Below are 13,917 nucleotides of genomic sequence, written 5' to 3' on the forward strand. Positions count from 1 at the left end.
GGGGATTCGCCGTGGCCCGGTCCGTGAAGCCGCCGCCCCTGGCGCCGGTGGACGACGTGACGATCCCGCAGTGGCAGGCCCTTATCAGGGTGCGCCGTCGCGTCGATGTGGTGCGCAGCGCGGTCGGCCGCGTGGCCACGCTGGCAGGTGCGTGCGCCGCGGCGTCCGGCCTGTTCTCCGGAGACCTGACCGGGGCCGCGCTGCTGGCGGACGCTGCGCTCACGCTGGGCGGGCTGGCCACGCTGCGGCTGTGGAAGCCGGACGGGCAGCAGAAGGCGGTCGCGACCGTGCTCTACCTGGCGCCAGGTGTCAGCCTGGGCGTGCTGCTGCTCGCCGAGCGGATGGTGCCGGGCATCCACTGGGGTGAGGCCGCCGCGCTGACCGTGTGGACGGCGGGCGTGTGGGCGGTACGGCCGGCCCGGCTCGCCCGGCGCATGCTGGCCCCTCCCCCGCCACGGCTCCCCGCACCAGCAGCGGCCCTCGACAGCGAGGCAGCATCCGAGCATCCCGCCACCCGCTGGTGGGCTCAGAACGTCGCCGTCGACGGCGGGGCGGTACCCGGGACCGTGCTGGACTCCGTGGAGCAGACCGGCCCATCCTCGGTGCGGGTCGTCATCCGGTCGGCGGCACCCGGCCACCCCGTACCGGACGTGTCGGTGAAGGCCCTGTCGGCGCTCCTGGACGTCCCCGAGGACCTCATCGACGTCGCCCCTGTACCTGGTCGTGGCGCCTCCTATCGGCTGCTGACGATCGGCCGGCCCGAGGACCACGATCCGGCCTCGGAGTGGGCGCGCAGGATCGCCCCCGCGGCGATGCCCGGCGCTGTACTGACCGGCGTTCGAATCGGCCGCCCGCCCACCATGACCACCGAGGAGGAGTAAGCCGTGCCCGTCCTGGCTGCCCGTGACAAGGTGGTCGAGCTGATGCTAGAAGTGCCGCAAGGCCAGGTCATCCGCTACGACCTGGCCGCGCTGTGCTCCGCCCTCGATATCGCCGACCCGACCCGCGTGGTGGTCGAGACGGACGGATCCCGGCGGGCGATGGTCACCATCTACCCGTCCAACCCGCTCGCGGTCATGCCGCCGCCCTCCTTGAGCGACATGATGATGGACCGGCACGGCCGGATCGTCGTCGGCCGCCACCACAACGGGCGTCCTGCCCGTGAACGGATGTTCGACCCACGCACCGGGTCGGCGGTGCGGGCCCTCGTGTTCGGCACGACCGGGGCCGGTAAGTCGCGAAAGGTCCAGTACAAGCTGGCGTGCGAGAAACGCAACCGCGTTGCCTCCTGGTACGGCGACTTGAAGGGCGGGCAGTCCGCGCCGGAGGCCGAGAACAACGTGGATTGGCGCGCCACTTCGCAGGAGGCGGCCATCCTGATGCTGCGCTCCGGCGTCTCGGTCGCCGCCGAGCGGCAGCAGCGCTACAGCGCGATGGGCCGCAACGCGTTCCTGCTCAACAATCCGGACCCGCTGCTGTCAGTGCGGATCGATGAAGCGAACCGGCTACTGGAACGGGGCGCCCCATACCGGGACGAGGCGACCTACCTCGTGAAGGAGCTTGGACGGACCGGCCGCAGCGTCGGCATCGGCATCGAACTCGACGCCCAGGCTTCCCACCTGGAAGAACTCGGCGGCTCCGACACGCTGCGCGCCATGCTGAAGGAGGGCGAGGTCACGCTGCTGCGCTGGAGCTCGTCCATGATGCGGCATCTCGTCGCTGACGGGCTGCTGCCGGCTGGCGAGCAGTTGCAGCTGATCCCGAGGACGTTGACGCCGCGGGTGCTACGTAGCCAGTTCGACCTGTACGCCGACGATGACGATGACGTCTGCGACACACAGGGCATGGCCTATCTGCTGTCCGGACCGCGCCCAACCTCGCTGATGCGGCATTTCCGGATCGGGTCGATCGAGCCGCTGCCCGGCCTCGACCCCGAGATTCTGGAGCTGTACGGCGACGACGAGCCCGCAGGGCTTGAGGAAGCCTCATGGGAGGCCGCGGGCGACGCTTACGCGGCCCGGCATGACCCGGACGCCATGGCGGCACTGTGCCGGGCGCTGCAGGAGGAGTACGCCGAGCAAGGCCAGTCCGCGGAGGGTGCGGGAGACGCCCCTGTCCGCCGCGGTCGCAAGCTCCGCCTGGAAGACCGCGTCGTGACCGCTCTGGCGCAGGCCGGCGACTCTCTGACCGCCGAGGAAGTCCTCGACGTCGTCAACCAGGACGGTGGCCGGGAGGTGAAGCTCGGCTCCGTCCGCAACGCCCTCAGTCAGCTCGCCGACGAGGGCGACGCCGCCCGTGTGGGCCGCAACCTGTACGCGCTCGACCCTCACTGATCTCAACGAAGGGAAAGCACCATGGTCACCAAGACGCTCGCCTCCGCGGTCTTCTGCGCGGCGGCACTGCTTGCCGCCACAGCCTGCGGCCAGCCAGCGGGAGATTCGCAGGCCGGGTTAGAGACGTCCATCGACACCGACCAGCAGGCGTCGGCCAACGACATCCCCGGCGTGGTGATGGCCCGGCTCGGCGGCGACAGGGGCCTAATGATCCTGCCGATCGAGGACGCCCCGTCGTACTCCCGGCTGGCCACGCCGGAGCAGGTGAAGGCGTGCCCGCTGGACTCCCGCTACCCGGACTGTCTGCCGTAGGCGTGCTCTGCGGATGCTCGCCCGGCCTGACGTCGGGCGGGTGTCCGGAGCGTCCGCTCCCACGAGGGCTCATCCCGCGGCTGCTCCGCTACGCCCCGGCCTGCCATCAGCAAGCCCGGGGCGTTCACTGACTTGTCCAGATCGTCCAATGAATCTTCCGACATACTCCGTTATGGACAACCCTTTCTCCCTCAGGGAGGTGCCTATGCAAGGCGAACCGATCCTGTCCGTCGTCCGGCTCGACCTGACACACCCGGGCGCACACGCCGAATCCCGGGACATCCACCGCATGCACGCGCGCGTGATGACCGCAGTGTCAGGGCAGGGCCCGCGCGGCGGACGGGTCCTGTGGGCTCAGCCGCGCCGGGACGTGCTGCTCGTCCAGGCGGGCCGCGCCGCAGAAGTGCCTGGCCGGTACGCGAGCGCCTGCCGGTCCTCGCCCGCCCGGCTGTGGTGGGAGCGCGGCCGGCGGGTCCGCTTCTCGATCGTGGCCTGCCCGACGATGGCGCCGGCCAGAGAGCGCCAGGGCGGTGTGCGGGTCGGCCCGCACCGGAGGATTCCGCTGCCGGAGGGGGAACGCGACGGCTGGCTGCTGCGCAAGCTCGGCGGCGCGCTGTCCGTCTCTGAGATATCCGGCGAGCCGCTGGGAAGCCGTGTCGGCCGCCGGGAGGGCTCGCTGGTGACGCACGTGTGGCACGCCTGGTCCGGGCGGGCTTCGGTCGACGACCCTGAAGCGCTCTCCGCTCTGCTGCTGGCCGGGGTCGGCCCGGCCAAAGGGTACGGGTGCGGGCTTCTCGTCGTACGGGAGGCGTCGTGAGCGGTCGCTGCTGTCCCGGCTGCGGGGCCAAGCCGATCGCCGCGTACCGGCTTTTCTGCCCTCCGTGTGAGGGGCGCGCCCCGAAGAAGATGCAGGAGGCGCTGTCTGCGGCCAGGGCCAGGCTGGACCGGGCCACAGCGGAGGTCGCCGACTGGCTGCGCACCCACCCGAAGGTCACACGCCGCGAGCTGGAAGTGATCGAGCTGGTGTCGCACGGGCTGGAGAACGCCGACATCGCCGCCCGGCTGCACGTCTCCGAGGAGACGGTGAAGTCGACGCTGCGGGACGTCGGCCAGCGGTGGGGGTGCCGGGGCCGCGGCAGCCGGGCGCAGATCGTGGCGACCGCGTTCCGGCTCGGCTACCTGCAGACGACGAGGACGGAGCAGGCGATATGAGCTACCCGACCGCGCCGGTCATGGTGTGGGAACTGGCCGGGCGTCCCCGCCGTGCCACGCTCGGCGTCACCGCCACCCCGGGGGTGTGCGCCATGTGCGCCCGCGACGTCGAGGAGAGCGCCCCGGCGAAGAAGTGGCTGGAAGGCAAGAGCTTCGTCGACCCTGGCCATCTGCGGGCGCGCTCGGCAAGGGTGTGCGAGGCGTGCGCCTGGTCGTGCACCGGCAAGGGCATGGATCAGGTGCGCATGTGGACCATCCTGACCCGCACGGACCGGGTGCTGCCCGCCTCGCACCCGAAGGCGGCGTTCGCCGCCGATCACGTGCATTTCACGTCAAGGGCGGACATGCGGGCGGTCGTGGACACCCTCGCCGACCCGCCCGCCGGCGACTGGCTGGTGTGCGTGGCCGAGTCCGGCCAGAAGCACGTCCTGCCGTACGCGCACGTCAACCACGGGCCGGGCCGCTGGCGGGTGCGGATGGACGCCCTGGACATCTCAGCGACACCCGCCGAGTTCCGGCACGTCCTCGCCCATGTGGTGCGGCTGCGGGAGGCGGGGTTCACCGCCGAGGAGATCGAGCATCTCGCGCCGCCCGTGCACCGTCTGACCGCCGACACGCTGCCGGTGTGGCGGCACCACGCAGGCGCGCTCGCCCCGTTCCGGGCCGGAGCGCTGATCCATCTCGTCACCTTCCTCATCAACAAGGAGCACCTGAGTGAATACCTCGACAGGTACGGGGCTGCCGGACCAGCAGACGCTGCTGGGCTGGGGCAGCAGGTTCGTGAATGCGCTGCTGGACACGCCGGGCGTCACCCAGAACCTCGGCAAGAACGTGTGGACGCGGGCCAGGACCGCGCTGGAGACGGGCACCTCGACGGCGTCCTTTTCTGAGGCGGTGTCGAAGACCGCGGCCAAGCTGGAGATCGACGGGGCGCTGCTGGCGAAGACCAGCGAGGAGATCGTCGCGCTCGGCGGGAGCCTGTCCGCCCCGGAGGTGTTCGGGGCGTGGGCGGAGCTGATGCGGCGTGACGCCGTGTACGTGGTGGCGGTCGCCCGGATGGACCGCAAGGCCCGCAAGCCCGCGCCTGCGGGAGACGATGACCCGACCGAGAGGATTCCGTTCTGATGACCGTCACCGACACCGGCCTGGCAGGGCTGCACGCCCTGCCGGATGTGCACATCCCGCTCACGCTCACTGTGCTCGACCCGATCTCGCACGGCGCCGGGACGTCCGGCAACACCCAGCTGCTGCGCACGCAGGACGTGCTGCAGCCGGACGGCCGCCGGGTGGCGGTGCCGTACGTGTCCGGTAACAGCCTCCGGCACACGCTGCGGTCGGCTCTGGCGTGGCATCTGGCCCGCGTCCTGGACGTGGCCGAGCAGTCGCTGCCGAAGACGGTCGTGGATCTGCTGTGGTCGGGCGGCGCCCTGTCGGAGACGGGCAGTCAGGTCGATCTGGCGCTGGCGCGGCGGGTGTCTTCGGACCTTCCCGCCCTGTCGCTGATGGGGTATTCGGCGAGGTCGGACATCACGGCGGGCACGCTGTGGGTCGACAACGTGCACGTGGTCTGCGCGGAGAACGCGTTCCGGCTGCCGGGGCATCTGGCCGGCCATCCGCACGCGGTGCTGCCGGGCGGGGCGATGCGGGGTGAGGCGTTCGGCACCCGGCACGATGTGCGCGGCTCGGCGGTGGACCGCTACATCGAGCTGCTCGGCGGCGATCTGGTGGCGCCCCCCACCACGCAGATGATCTACGACTTGCAGGTGATCAAGCCGGGGGCGGTGCTGTGGGGAGGGCTCACCCTGTCCTGTCCGACGCCGGGCCATGTGGCGGCTCTCGCCGTGGCGGTCGACGAGGCCATGCCCGTCGTGTCAGGCAGGCGCGTCCTCGCCCTCGGCGGGAAGCGCTCCACCGGGTACGGGACGTGCGCCGTCGAAGCCGACTTCGCCGGCGTGGACATCGCGTCGCTGCGGGAGGCGTACGAGGCGCACCTGCGGGGGCGGCGCGACGCCATCCTGGCGCTGCTCAGCGAGGTCGTCGGCTGATGCTCGCCGCTGTCCCGATCACGGACACGACCGGCTCCCCGAGGTGGGAGCCGGTCCGTGTCGTCGCTCATCTCGCCGAGCCCGTCATCGGCTTGGACGCCTGCCCGCCGCACTTGGACGGGCCGCTGTCGTGGAGCGCCTACCAGCAGCATGTCGCCGAGCATGGGCATTATGCGCTGCCGCCGATGGGGCGCGACAGCGTGGCGGATTTCGCGCTTCCGCTGGCGACGTGGACGGCTCCCGCCCCCGGCGGGGTGCATCCGCTGGCGCTGGCCTCGCCCGGCCTGGTGTGGGGGTGGGCGTGCTCGGCTGCGGTCTTCGACGGGCAGCACACGGTGGTGGAGGTGCGGCGCAAGCCGGACGGGGAGGCGATGACACGCTTCAGCCCGGACCGGAAGGTGCACCTGTCGGCGGGGCCGCAGAAGGCCCGTAACGCCGTCCATGCCGGGGTGCTGGCCCGTGAGGTGTCGTGGTGGGCGCTCGCCGACGTGGAGGCGCTGACGGCGCTGCTGGGGCGGGTGCGGGGGCTGGGCAGGCTGACCCGGCACGGCAACGGGCGGGTCCTCCGCTGGGAGGTGGTGCGCGACGAGGAGGCTGTCACGCGGTGGCGGGATCGCGTCTGGCCGGACCCGGACGGCGTCCCGAAGGCGATCCGCGCCCCGTACCACCATCCGAGCAGGGAGATGCCATGCCGCGGGTAGCGCACGGGGCGCGAGACGAGCACGGCAGATGGCACGCCAATGACCTGTCGCTGTATCCGGCCATGGACGTGCACGGCGCGCTGCCGTGGTCGGTGCTGGACGCCACGACGTCCCGCTGGCGGGAGCGGGTGGCGTGGTGGCGAGGGCTCGGCGTGGACGACACCGCTGCGAGGGCGCACGCCGCCGGGATGATCGCCACCGGCAGGCACGGCAGGATCTCCGGCGGGGTGTCCCGTTTCGACCCGCACCTGGCCGAGGCCCTCTACACGTGGTTTTGTCCGCCGGGCGGGCACGTCCTCGACCCGTGCGCGGGCGGGCCGGTCCGCGGCCTGGTCGCCGGGCATCTCGGGCTGCACTACACCGGCGTCGACCTGTCCGCCGAGCAGGTGCGCGCCAACCGGGCGCGCGGCCTGGAATGGGAGCGGTCGGCGCTGTCGCAGGGCGGCACCGTGTGGGTGGAGGGAGACGCCCGGGAGGTGCTGCCGCGCCTGCCGGGCGGCTACGACTACCTGCTGTCCTGCCCCCCGTACCATAACCGGGAACGCTACTCCGATGATCCTCGGGATCTGTCGGCGATGCGCTGGCCCGGCTTCGTCGCCGCCCACGCGGAGATGATCGCCGCAGCGGTGCGGCTGCTGAAGGAAGACCGGCTGGCGACGTGGGTGATCTCCGACGTGCGCGACCATCGCGGCCACCTGAGAGGGCTGCCCGCCCACGCCGTCGCCGCGTTCGAGCAGGCAGGCTGCCACCTGATCAACGAGCAAGTCCTGGTCACCCCCGCGGGCCTGCTGGGCAAGACGATGCGCCCGGCGTGGGAGGCGGCCCGCACCACCACCCGCCGCCACCAGCTCGTCCTCACCTTCGTCAAGGGCGACCGGCGCAAAGCCGCGGCGGCGATCCGAGGAGCAGACCATGCTGATTGACTCGCCGCGGCTGACCGCCGCCGACCGTGAGACGTGGGCGCGACTCGAACACTATGACGACGTGCTGTCGCGCAGCCCGCGCCTGGACCGGCTCGCCGATCAGGCACGCCACGCGGTCGCCGAGTTCGCCGCCGGCGGCGACTACTACGTGTCGACGTCGTGGGGCAAGGATTCGGTGACCAGCGCCCATCTGGCGTTGCAGGTGGCGCCGGACGCCCGCCTGGTGTGGGTGCGGTCGAAGCATTTCGAGATGCCCGAGTGCGAGCAGGTGCGGGACGCCTTCCTCGCCGTGCACCCGCAGGCCCGCTACGAGGAGATCGAGGTGGAGCTGCGGAACCCGAAGCGGGGCGAACCGGGCTACGCCGAGCGGCACATGGATGCGCACGCCGACCATCAGGACGTGCTCAAGGAGGAGCTGACCGGCAGGTACGTGTCCGGGGTGCGGGCCGAGGAGTCGCGGATGCGGCGGATCAGCGTCGGCCATCGCGGACTGGTCACGAAGGGGACGTGCCGGCCGATCGGCCGGTGGGAGGCGACGGACGTGTTCGCCTACCTGTACAGGGAGGGTCTGCCGGTGCATCCGGCGTACGCGATGGCAGTGGGCGGGGCCTACGATCGGCGCTGGCTGCGGGTGCATCCGCTCTGCTCGGCGCCTCCGGCCCGGTCTGCGGTGTACGGCGGCGACGGCGTCCATTGGGAGGACACCTATTTCGGGGATGTGATTGCTGCCGCTCGGGCTGCCCGCCGTCACCTGTGGCCCTGATGGGCGCGCGGGCGTTCACGTCTATGCCTTGGCCGCAGCCTGGAGCGCCATCCACGCGCTGTGGCGGTTGTCCACGGTCGCCCAGTACGGGTGGCGGTCGATCTCTACGGCGAGCCGCTGGCACTCCTGGTAGGCGGCCTGCCAGTCCTCCCTGCTGCCGGTCTCGCTCAGGCTGGCGAGGCGGGTTTCGGCGGCGAGGAAGGCGCGCTTCAGCGCGATCAGGTCTTCGGGCAGGTCGTAGGCCATGCCGCCTGATCCTAGACCGCTGCCTGGAGCGCCAACAGAACGGGGTTCACGGACAACCGCCGGCGCGTCCCGGTCGTCTCACCTGCGTCTTCTCATCGACGAAAGGGTCCAGGATGCGTCCTCGTCTCGTCGCTGCCGCTGTCGCGGTGGCTGCTCTGTCCGCTCTCGATCCGGCCGCCGCTCAGGCTGCCGTCCACGCCCCTGCGGCGGTGTCCGTCCAGTCGAGCGCCCAGGCGTGCACGTACAAGAGGGACGGCAACGTCTGGCGCTGCGTCACGCCGGGCGCGTACTGCCCGAAGGCGGCCCGCAGCAAGTACGGGTACGCCAAGGTGACGAAGAAGCGGTACAAGTGCGTCCAGTACACGCGGACGACGTGGCGGTGGAAGCGCGCTTAGGCGGCACGAAACAGCCCCGCTCTCCCGGAGGAGGGCGGGGCTTCTCGTTGTCACCAGGTCATCCAGCGGGCGTTGCCTCGGTGCCGTGTCGGCTCCGGCTCATGTCCGGCGTGGAGGGCGAGCCTGACCTTCTGCCGGGCGACGCGCTCGCTCATCTTCCGGTACCAGCGCATGCCGGTCCAGTGGCCGCCGACGTGCGACCAGGGCTTGCCGTCCTCGCGCTGGAGCCGGGACGGCATGGTGTTGTCCGTTCTGGACATGCGGGTCCCGTCTAGGCCCGCCAGACGGTCTGGCGTGGCCCTAACAGTCCGCGCCCGAGAAGCGTCCGCTCCCGTAGTGGGCAAGCAGCAGGTCTCGGTCGTCGTCGGCGATTTGGTAGCGAGTTAGCACCTTGTCGATCGCCCACGCCCGGACGGGGGCGATCACCTCAATGCCGACCGGGCTTCCCTCCGCGTCCACGTCCACCGAGGTCAGGTCCTCGATTGGGTGGGTGGCGGCGACAGGCTCACGGGTGATCGTCACGTATAGGGCGTCGGCGTCCATGTCGTAGTCGAATCGCATTGCTCCCACCTCCCAGATGCTGCCAGCAACTCCCAATCTGGCAGTTGAAGAGGGGCCGAGCGGCCATGCCTGGCGACTCGACCCCGTACGGGGTTAGCCCGCCGGACTTAAACCGGCTCCTCCCTGACGCCACCCTCGGGCGGCTCCTGTTCACCATCTCCCGCGTCCGGTCGGTGGCGTCGCTCGTTGCCTAGGACGAGTCAGCTACAGGCAGGGTGTGCTGCTGTTACACCATGGGGCCGTACCTGCACCAGGGGTCGAACCTGGGCCATTCCGCCTTATGAGGGCGGTGCTCTCACCGGCTGAGCTATGCAGGCTTGCTCTCGGGACCGGGTGAGGACTCGAACCTCACAGGCCCAGGCGCCTGGGCTGCCACCCGCCCCGTCAGGGGTCCGATCCATGCGGCCTGGGGTCCTGATCCGAGCCTTTCCGCGCTCCCGGGTGATCAGTCCGGGTGTACGCGGGTGGTTCTCCTCGCAGGCGCTGGGTCCTGGCATGCCATCCCCAACCAGCTTGCGCCCCCCAGGGTGAAATCCACGGTACAAGACGACACCTCCCTTACGCCTCTCTTATCCGTCTTGTAGTAGTCCGCCACGCTAATGCGCCACTATGGATAAACCGGTAGGCACCCTTGCGCCCGGATGGACGGAATGGAGTGCCGCGCCGGGGCGACCAGCTCCACCCGAGAGCTGGCATCCCGAGAGGAACCCTCAAATGCCCAATCGGATCGCGGCCTTCCTCGCCGCAGGCGTCATGGCGGTTGGCCTTTCCGCCGCGCCGGCCAACGCCGTCACCGTCCCGAAGCCGAGCGTCTCGGTCGCTGACGGGTGCGCTCCCCTGTCGCTGAACAACCCCACCCGGTGGGATGCCCAGTTCCACTACCGCGTGGTCGGTAACCGCCCTGTCGGCCCTGTCGCCGTGCCGGGCCGGTCGAAGGTGCAGCGCGACCTCCGCCCCCGCTACGGCTCGGGCGCTCTGGCGGTGCAGTGGTGGGCCAGGTCGCACGACTGGCGGGCCAAGGCTGCGGCGGTGCGCGCCGCCGAGAAGGCGCTCACCGAGGCCAAGAGTGCTCAGGCGACCGCCAAGGCCGCGTTCGAGACCAGAGAGAAGGCTCTCCCGGCGAAGACCGACAAGTGGGCGGGCTCCTGGGACAAGGAACTGCTGCGCCTTCAGGCGATCGTCACCGACCCGGAGCAGTCCCAGTTCCACGCCGAGGCCAAGGCCAAGATCGAGCTGATCGACGCCTTCCTGAAGGCCCAGGCCGCGCTCGTCAAGGCCAACGACAGCGTGACCGCCGCCGAGAAGGTGCTCGCCGACGCGCGTACCGGCGCCTACTGGACGCGCTGGCACCGCGGCCTGGTGCGGGTGCCGGAGTGCGTCACCGCGACCCCGACGCCCACCCCCACGGCGACTGACGAGCCGACCCCCGCGCCTTCCGAGACGCCCACCGAGGTCCCGACCGAGGAGCCCACGGAGGAGCCGACCCCGGTCCCGACCGTCACCGAGACGGAGACCGAGCGGACGATCGTGATCCGTCGTGACTACCTGCCGGTGCGCATCGACACCGGTCTCGGCGGCACTGCCAAGAAGTAGCCCTCCCTTTGGGGCTGCCGTTGCTGCAACGGCAGCCCCAAAGCCGCCCTCAAAGCCTCGTCCTCCTGGAGCCCCCTGTGCGTCTTCTCGCCGCCGTAGCCCTGTCTGTAGCCCTCGCGTCCGGGTGTGCCGCGTCCGGCTCTCCTGAGCTGCCTCAGCCGCGCCTTGTGGTGGATGATCCTCCCGCGAGTCGCACCGTCACCAGCAAGCCCCCGAAGATCGTCAAGGTGGCCGACCCGGAGCGGATCCGCATCCCCTCGATCGACGTGGACGCCGCGATCATCAAGGTCGGGCTGAAGGGCAAGGACATGGAGACGCCACCCGGCGGCGAGAACCTCGCGGGCTGGTACTCGCCGAAGGTGCCCGCCGGCAAGGACCCGTTCCCGCGCCCCGGAGAGGTCGGCGCAGCCGTGATCGCCGGGCACGTGGACTCCGAGTCCGAGCCCGACGTGTTCTACCGCCTCAAGGGCCTTCAGCGTGGCGCGCAGATCCTCGTGACGGATAAGGATGGCCGCACCTACCGGTTCAAGGTCGTCGGCAAGACTCAGACCGACAAGGACAAGCTCGACCATGACGCGATCTGGAACGACCCGGACTACCCCGCCCTCCGGTTGATCACGTGCGGAGGCTCGTTCGACAAGGCCACGGGCCACTACCGGGACAACGTCACGATCTTCGCCGACAAGGTGTGAGGAGGTGGCCATGCTGCCCGTCACCGAGCAGGACGTGGGGACGATGACACCGCCGTAGGTCCGTACAGCACGGATGGGCCCGCCTCTCCCGATGGGAGGGGCGGGCTCCTCTCTTTCTCTCCTACCTCTTGCACTTCCTATTTTAGGCAGTTAAGCTGTTCTCAACAGGTCAGGGGAGCAGCCCCAGACCACACCGGAAGGAACCGGCCATGACGACCACCACCTCCTACGGCACCTGGAACAACCGCGTCGAGGCTTACTCCCTCACTGTCGAGCAGACCGTCGTCGAGGCGCTCGGCGAGTTCGCCAGCGAGTACGACACCGACGCCATCGCCACCGACTACCGCGCCGCCATCAACGAGGCGCTCCCCGAGGGCATCTCCCTCAGCGGCGACGAGTTCTATGGCCCGTACTACCGCGACGAGGTCAACCTTGACGGCTACCCGACCGACGAGGACGACCGGCTCGACTTCAAGGCCATCGTGGAGGGGATCGACTTCTGGGAGATCGCCGCCAAGCACGAGACTGCCTGACCACCGCACTCGACACGCCCCCGGGTCCGCGCCCCGGGGGCTTCCGCTTGAGAGGGGCTCGCCCATGACCGAACATGCCTACATCGACCCGCCCGGCATGCCCGAAGACGAGCGGATGACCGACGCCGAACTCAAGGTTGTCCGCGAATTCCTCGGCGTGACCGGGGACTGGCTCGCCGACCACCTTGGCGTCTCCCCGCGCACCGTGCGGCATTGGGAGCAGGGCAAGTACCCCATCCCGGACGGAGTGCGGCTCACGATCGAGAACCTCGAAGCGACAGCCGCACAGCAGGTGTCAGCCGCGATCGAACTGCTGAACGACGCCCCGGACGCGGCGATGGCGATCCCCCGTACCGAGGCCGACTGCCCGCCCGAATGCCCGTGGCCACCGTCCTGGCATCGCGCCGTAGCCGCCCGCATCGCGCAAGAGGTGCCTGGCCTGTCCATCGTCTACAGCGATCAGACCTAACCCCAGACACGCGAAAGAGGCCCACCGCTCCCCGAAGGGAACGGTGGGCCTCTCCGTCGTGTGCGGCTCAACGGAGCCGCTTGTCTCCCTGGCGCGGACGCCGGGAGAGTCGGGCCAGCACGCTGGCCGGTCTATGGGCTGGCTATCCCGCAGGGACGGGAAGAGGTTCCCTGTACCTCTTGTCACCAGCCACCCCTAGCGTAACCACGGGCCGCGCTCGATGCATGCGAGAAAGCCCGCCGCCCCGAAGGGAACGGCGGGCTCTCTCGTGTGGCCCCGGGGAAGGTGGGGCGTCCAAGGGGCGGTCAGGCGTTCGTGACCGCCGTCTCCTTCGGCGACTGGTTCGGCCTGAGCCAGAGTCCCAGCCACGCGGTCAGAGCGCCGATGATGACGCCCTGCTGCACGGTGGTGAACGTCAGGCCAGGAAGCCCGAAGGACACGATTCCGGTCAGGATCGTGGACACGGCACCGGTGATAGAAGCCACGACCACGGGTCTCGTGGTCAGTGCGACCAGCAGCGCCAGCCCGCCGTTCACGATGGTCATGGTCCAGTCGGCAGCCTCGCCCGTGATCACACCGAACGCGACGACCACCGCCAGAAGCGACTGGATACCGTACGAGATCGCCGCAGGTTCGCGGCCGAAGATCTTGAACTGCATGAGGGTGCTCCTTCGAGGGGACTTCAAAAGCCCGGCCGCGAATGCAAGCCGGGCAGGGGGATGCTTTAAAACCGCAGGTCGGGATCGCTTGCGGGAGGAGCCGGAAACGATCCCGATTACTTGCTCGCGTCGTCGAGCTTGACCAGGAGGCTGTCGAGCTTCGCCTCGATCCGGTCCAGACGCTCCTGCGTCTGGTCCTGCTCCGTCTCGATCTCCTGAAGGAACGCGGCGAGGCTGACCTTTTTCTCGGCGTCCTCGCCCTTGTTCATCACGATGTGCTTGCCGTGGATGACGTCCTGAGCGGACACGTCGCCCTCCTCGCTGCTGATGGGTGTGGTCTTGGACCCCTTCGGGGGCTTGGCGAAAGTGCCGTCCCTGACCAGCCGATACAGGCGGTCTCCCGGGCACGACGTGGAGTAGAAGTCGCGGTGGCCCTTCACCGCCGCGCCGAGCCCCTTGCCCATCAGGTAGGCGCGCAGC

General features: G+C 70.1%; 20 protein-coding genes, 1 tRNA gene and 1 pseudogene. 16 read left to right on the top strand and 6 right to left on the bottom strand.

The genetic code is table 11. The features are described 5' to 3' along the window. Nucleotides 1-11 precede the first annotated feature (11 nt). The 11 genes from ACQEUU_RS28530 to ACQEUU_RS28580 all read left to right on the top strand — a co-directional run bounded on the left by ACQEUU_RS28530 (nucleotide 12) and on the right by ACQEUU_RS28580 (nucleotide 8,289). On the top strand, nucleotides 12-881 hold the full coding sequence (locus tag ACQEUU_RS28530; RefSeq protein ID WP_433071644.1) for a hypothetical protein: 870 nt from the start codon (nucleotides 12-14) through the stop codon (nucleotides 879-881). Between the two features lie 3 nt (nucleotides 882-884). Further along, nucleotides 885-2,333 carry a hypothetical protein gene (locus ACQEUU_RS28535; protein ID WP_433071646.1) on the top strand — a complete coding sequence of 483 codons (1,449 nt, stop codon included), beginning with the start codon at nucleotides 885-887 and terminating at the stop codon, nucleotides 2,331-2,333. A 21-nt stretch (nucleotides 2,334-2,354) separates the two neighbouring features. Further along, a complete protein-coding gene (locus ACQEUU_RS28540; protein ID WP_433071648.1) occupies nucleotides 2,355-2,645 on the top strand; it encodes a hypothetical protein in 291 nt (96 codons plus the stop codon). Between the two features lie 205 nt (nucleotides 2,646-2,850). After that, complete coding sequence (locus ACQEUU_RS28545) at nucleotides 2,851-3,462, top strand: type I-E CRISPR-associated protein Cas6/Cse3/CasE (protein WP_433071650.1); 612 nt, start codon at nucleotides 2,851-2,853, stop codon at nucleotides 3,460-3,462. Further along, the gene (locus ACQEUU_RS28550; protein WP_433071652.1) at nucleotides 3,459-3,857 is read left to right on the top strand and encodes a response regulator transcription factor; all 399 of its coding nucleotides are present in this window, start codon (nucleotides 3,459-3,461) and stop codon (nucleotides 3,855-3,857) included. Before ACQEUU_RS28545 ends, ACQEUU_RS28550 begins: the two co-directional genes overlap by 4 nt. After that, nucleotides 3,854-4,747, top strand: coding sequence for a hypothetical protein (locus ACQEUU_RS28555; RefSeq protein ID WP_433071654.1), 894 nt, complete (start codon nucleotides 3,854-3,856; stop codon nucleotides 4,745-4,747). The genes ACQEUU_RS28550 and ACQEUU_RS28555 overlap by 4 nt, the downstream gene beginning before the upstream one ends. A gap of 4 nt (nucleotides 4,748-4,751) precedes the next feature. Next, complete coding sequence (locus tag ACQEUU_RS28560; RefSeq protein WP_433071656.1) at nucleotides 4,752-4,982, top strand: hypothetical protein; 231 nt, start codon at nucleotides 4,752-4,754, stop codon at nucleotides 4,980-4,982. Continuing rightward, the gene (locus tag ACQEUU_RS28565; RefSeq protein ID WP_433071657.1) at nucleotides 4,982-5,902 is read left to right on the top strand and encodes a hypothetical protein; all 921 of its coding nucleotides are present in this window, start codon (nucleotides 4,982-4,984) and stop codon (nucleotides 5,900-5,902) included. Before ACQEUU_RS28560 ends, ACQEUU_RS28565 begins: the two co-directional genes overlap by 1 nt. Beyond that, the gene (locus ACQEUU_RS28570) at nucleotides 5,902-6,603 is read left to right on the top strand and encodes a hypothetical protein (RefSeq protein WP_433071659.1); all 702 of its coding nucleotides are present in this window, start codon (nucleotides 5,902-5,904) and stop codon (nucleotides 6,601-6,603) included. Before ACQEUU_RS28565 ends, ACQEUU_RS28570 begins: the two co-directional genes overlap by 1 nt. Beyond that, nucleotides 6,591-7,526, top strand: a complete 936-nt coding sequence (locus tag ACQEUU_RS28575) for a class I SAM-dependent methyltransferase (protein WP_433071661.1) — start codon at nucleotides 6,591-6,593, stop codon at nucleotides 7,524-7,526. Before ACQEUU_RS28570 ends, ACQEUU_RS28575 begins: the two co-directional genes overlap by 13 nt. Further along, nucleotides 7,516-8,289: a phosphoadenosine phosphosulfate reductase family protein gene (locus tag ACQEUU_RS28580; protein ID WP_433071663.1), complete on the top strand. Its 774-nt coding sequence runs from the start codon at nucleotides 7,516-7,518 to the stop codon at nucleotides 8,287-8,289. Before ACQEUU_RS28575 ends, ACQEUU_RS28580 begins: the two co-directional genes overlap by 11 nt. Nucleotides 8,290-8,310: 21 nt before the next feature. Here ACQEUU_RS28580 and ACQEUU_RS28585 read toward each other — a convergent pair whose 3' ends face one another. After that, on the bottom strand, nucleotides 8,311-8,535 hold the full coding sequence (locus tag ACQEUU_RS28585) for a hypothetical protein (RefSeq protein ID WP_433071665.1): 225 nt from the start codon (nucleotides 8,533-8,535) through the stop codon (nucleotides 8,311-8,313). A 146-nt stretch (nucleotides 8,536-8,681) separates the two neighbouring features. Between ACQEUU_RS28585 and ACQEUU_RS28590 the strand changes: the two genes are divergently transcribed. Beyond that, nucleotides 8,682-8,930 (top strand): hypothetical protein, encoded by a 249-nt coding sequence (locus tag ACQEUU_RS28590; protein ID WP_433071667.1) that lies wholly within the window; start codon nucleotides 8,682-8,684, stop codon nucleotides 8,928-8,930. A 50-nt stretch (nucleotides 8,931-8,980) separates the two neighbouring features. Here the strand turns inward: ACQEUU_RS28590 and ACQEUU_RS28595 are convergent, their stop codons facing one another. The 3 genes from ACQEUU_RS28595 to ACQEUU_RS28605 all read right to left on the bottom strand — a co-directional run bounded on the left by ACQEUU_RS28595 (nucleotide 8,981) and on the right by ACQEUU_RS28605 (nucleotide 9,808). Then, nucleotides 8,981-9,190, bottom strand: a complete 210-nt coding sequence (locus ACQEUU_RS28595; RefSeq protein WP_433071669.1) for a hypothetical protein — start codon at nucleotides 9,188-9,190, stop codon at nucleotides 8,981-8,983. A 40-nt stretch (nucleotides 9,191-9,230) separates the two neighbouring features. Next, nucleotides 9,231-9,491 (bottom strand): DUF2283 domain-containing protein, encoded by a 261-nt coding sequence (locus ACQEUU_RS28600; RefSeq protein WP_433071671.1) that lies wholly within the window; start codon nucleotides 9,489-9,491, stop codon nucleotides 9,231-9,233. 242 nt (nucleotides 9,492-9,733) lie between these two features. Further along, nucleotides 9,734-9,808 (bottom strand) — tRNA-Met (locus ACQEUU_RS28605). A gap of 397 nt (nucleotides 9,809-10,205) precedes the next feature. On the opposite strand from ACQEUU_RS28605, the gene ACQEUU_RS28610 reads away from it, so the two are divergent. The 4 genes from ACQEUU_RS28610 (at nucleotide 10,206) to ACQEUU_RS28625 (ending at nucleotide 12,778) form a co-directional block, all read left to right on the top strand. Next, a complete protein-coding gene (locus ACQEUU_RS28610; protein ID WP_433071672.1) occupies nucleotides 10,206-11,084 on the top strand; it encodes a hypothetical protein in 879 nt (292 codons plus the stop codon). A 170-nt stretch (nucleotides 11,085-11,254) separates the two neighbouring features. Next, complete coding sequence (locus ACQEUU_RS28615; RefSeq protein WP_433071674.1) at nucleotides 11,255-11,776, top strand: class F sortase; 522 nt, start codon at nucleotides 11,255-11,257, stop codon at nucleotides 11,774-11,776. A gap of 209 nt (nucleotides 11,777-11,985) precedes the next feature. Next, the gene (locus ACQEUU_RS28620) at nucleotides 11,986-12,309 is read left to right on the top strand and encodes a hypothetical protein (RefSeq protein WP_433071676.1); all 324 of its coding nucleotides are present in this window, start codon (nucleotides 11,986-11,988) and stop codon (nucleotides 12,307-12,309) included. Nucleotides 12,310-12,373: 64 nt separating this feature from the next. Continuing rightward, nucleotides 12,374-12,778: a helix-turn-helix domain-containing protein gene (locus ACQEUU_RS28625; protein ID WP_433071677.1), complete on the top strand. Its 405-nt coding sequence runs from the start codon at nucleotides 12,374-12,376 to the stop codon at nucleotides 12,776-12,778. A gap of 305 nt (nucleotides 12,779-13,083) precedes the next feature. Here the strand turns inward: ACQEUU_RS28625 and ACQEUU_RS28630 are convergent, their stop codons facing one another. Together ACQEUU_RS28630 and ACQEUU_RS28635 are read right to left on the bottom strand one after the other, a co-directional pair. Next, complete coding sequence (locus tag ACQEUU_RS28630) at nucleotides 13,084-13,437, bottom strand: hypothetical protein (RefSeq protein ID WP_433071679.1); 354 nt, start codon at nucleotides 13,435-13,437, stop codon at nucleotides 13,084-13,086. A 116-nt stretch (nucleotides 13,438-13,553) separates the two neighbouring features. Beyond that, nucleotides 13,554-13,917: pseudogene (locus ACQEUU_RS28635) on the bottom strand (hypothetical protein); the annotation flags it as partial.

The sequence above is a fragment of the Nonomuraea sp. CA-218870 genome, assembly GCF_050936535.1.
GTDB lineage: Bacteria > Actinomycetota > Actinomycetes > Streptosporangiales > Streptosporangiaceae > Nonomuraea > Nonomuraea corallina.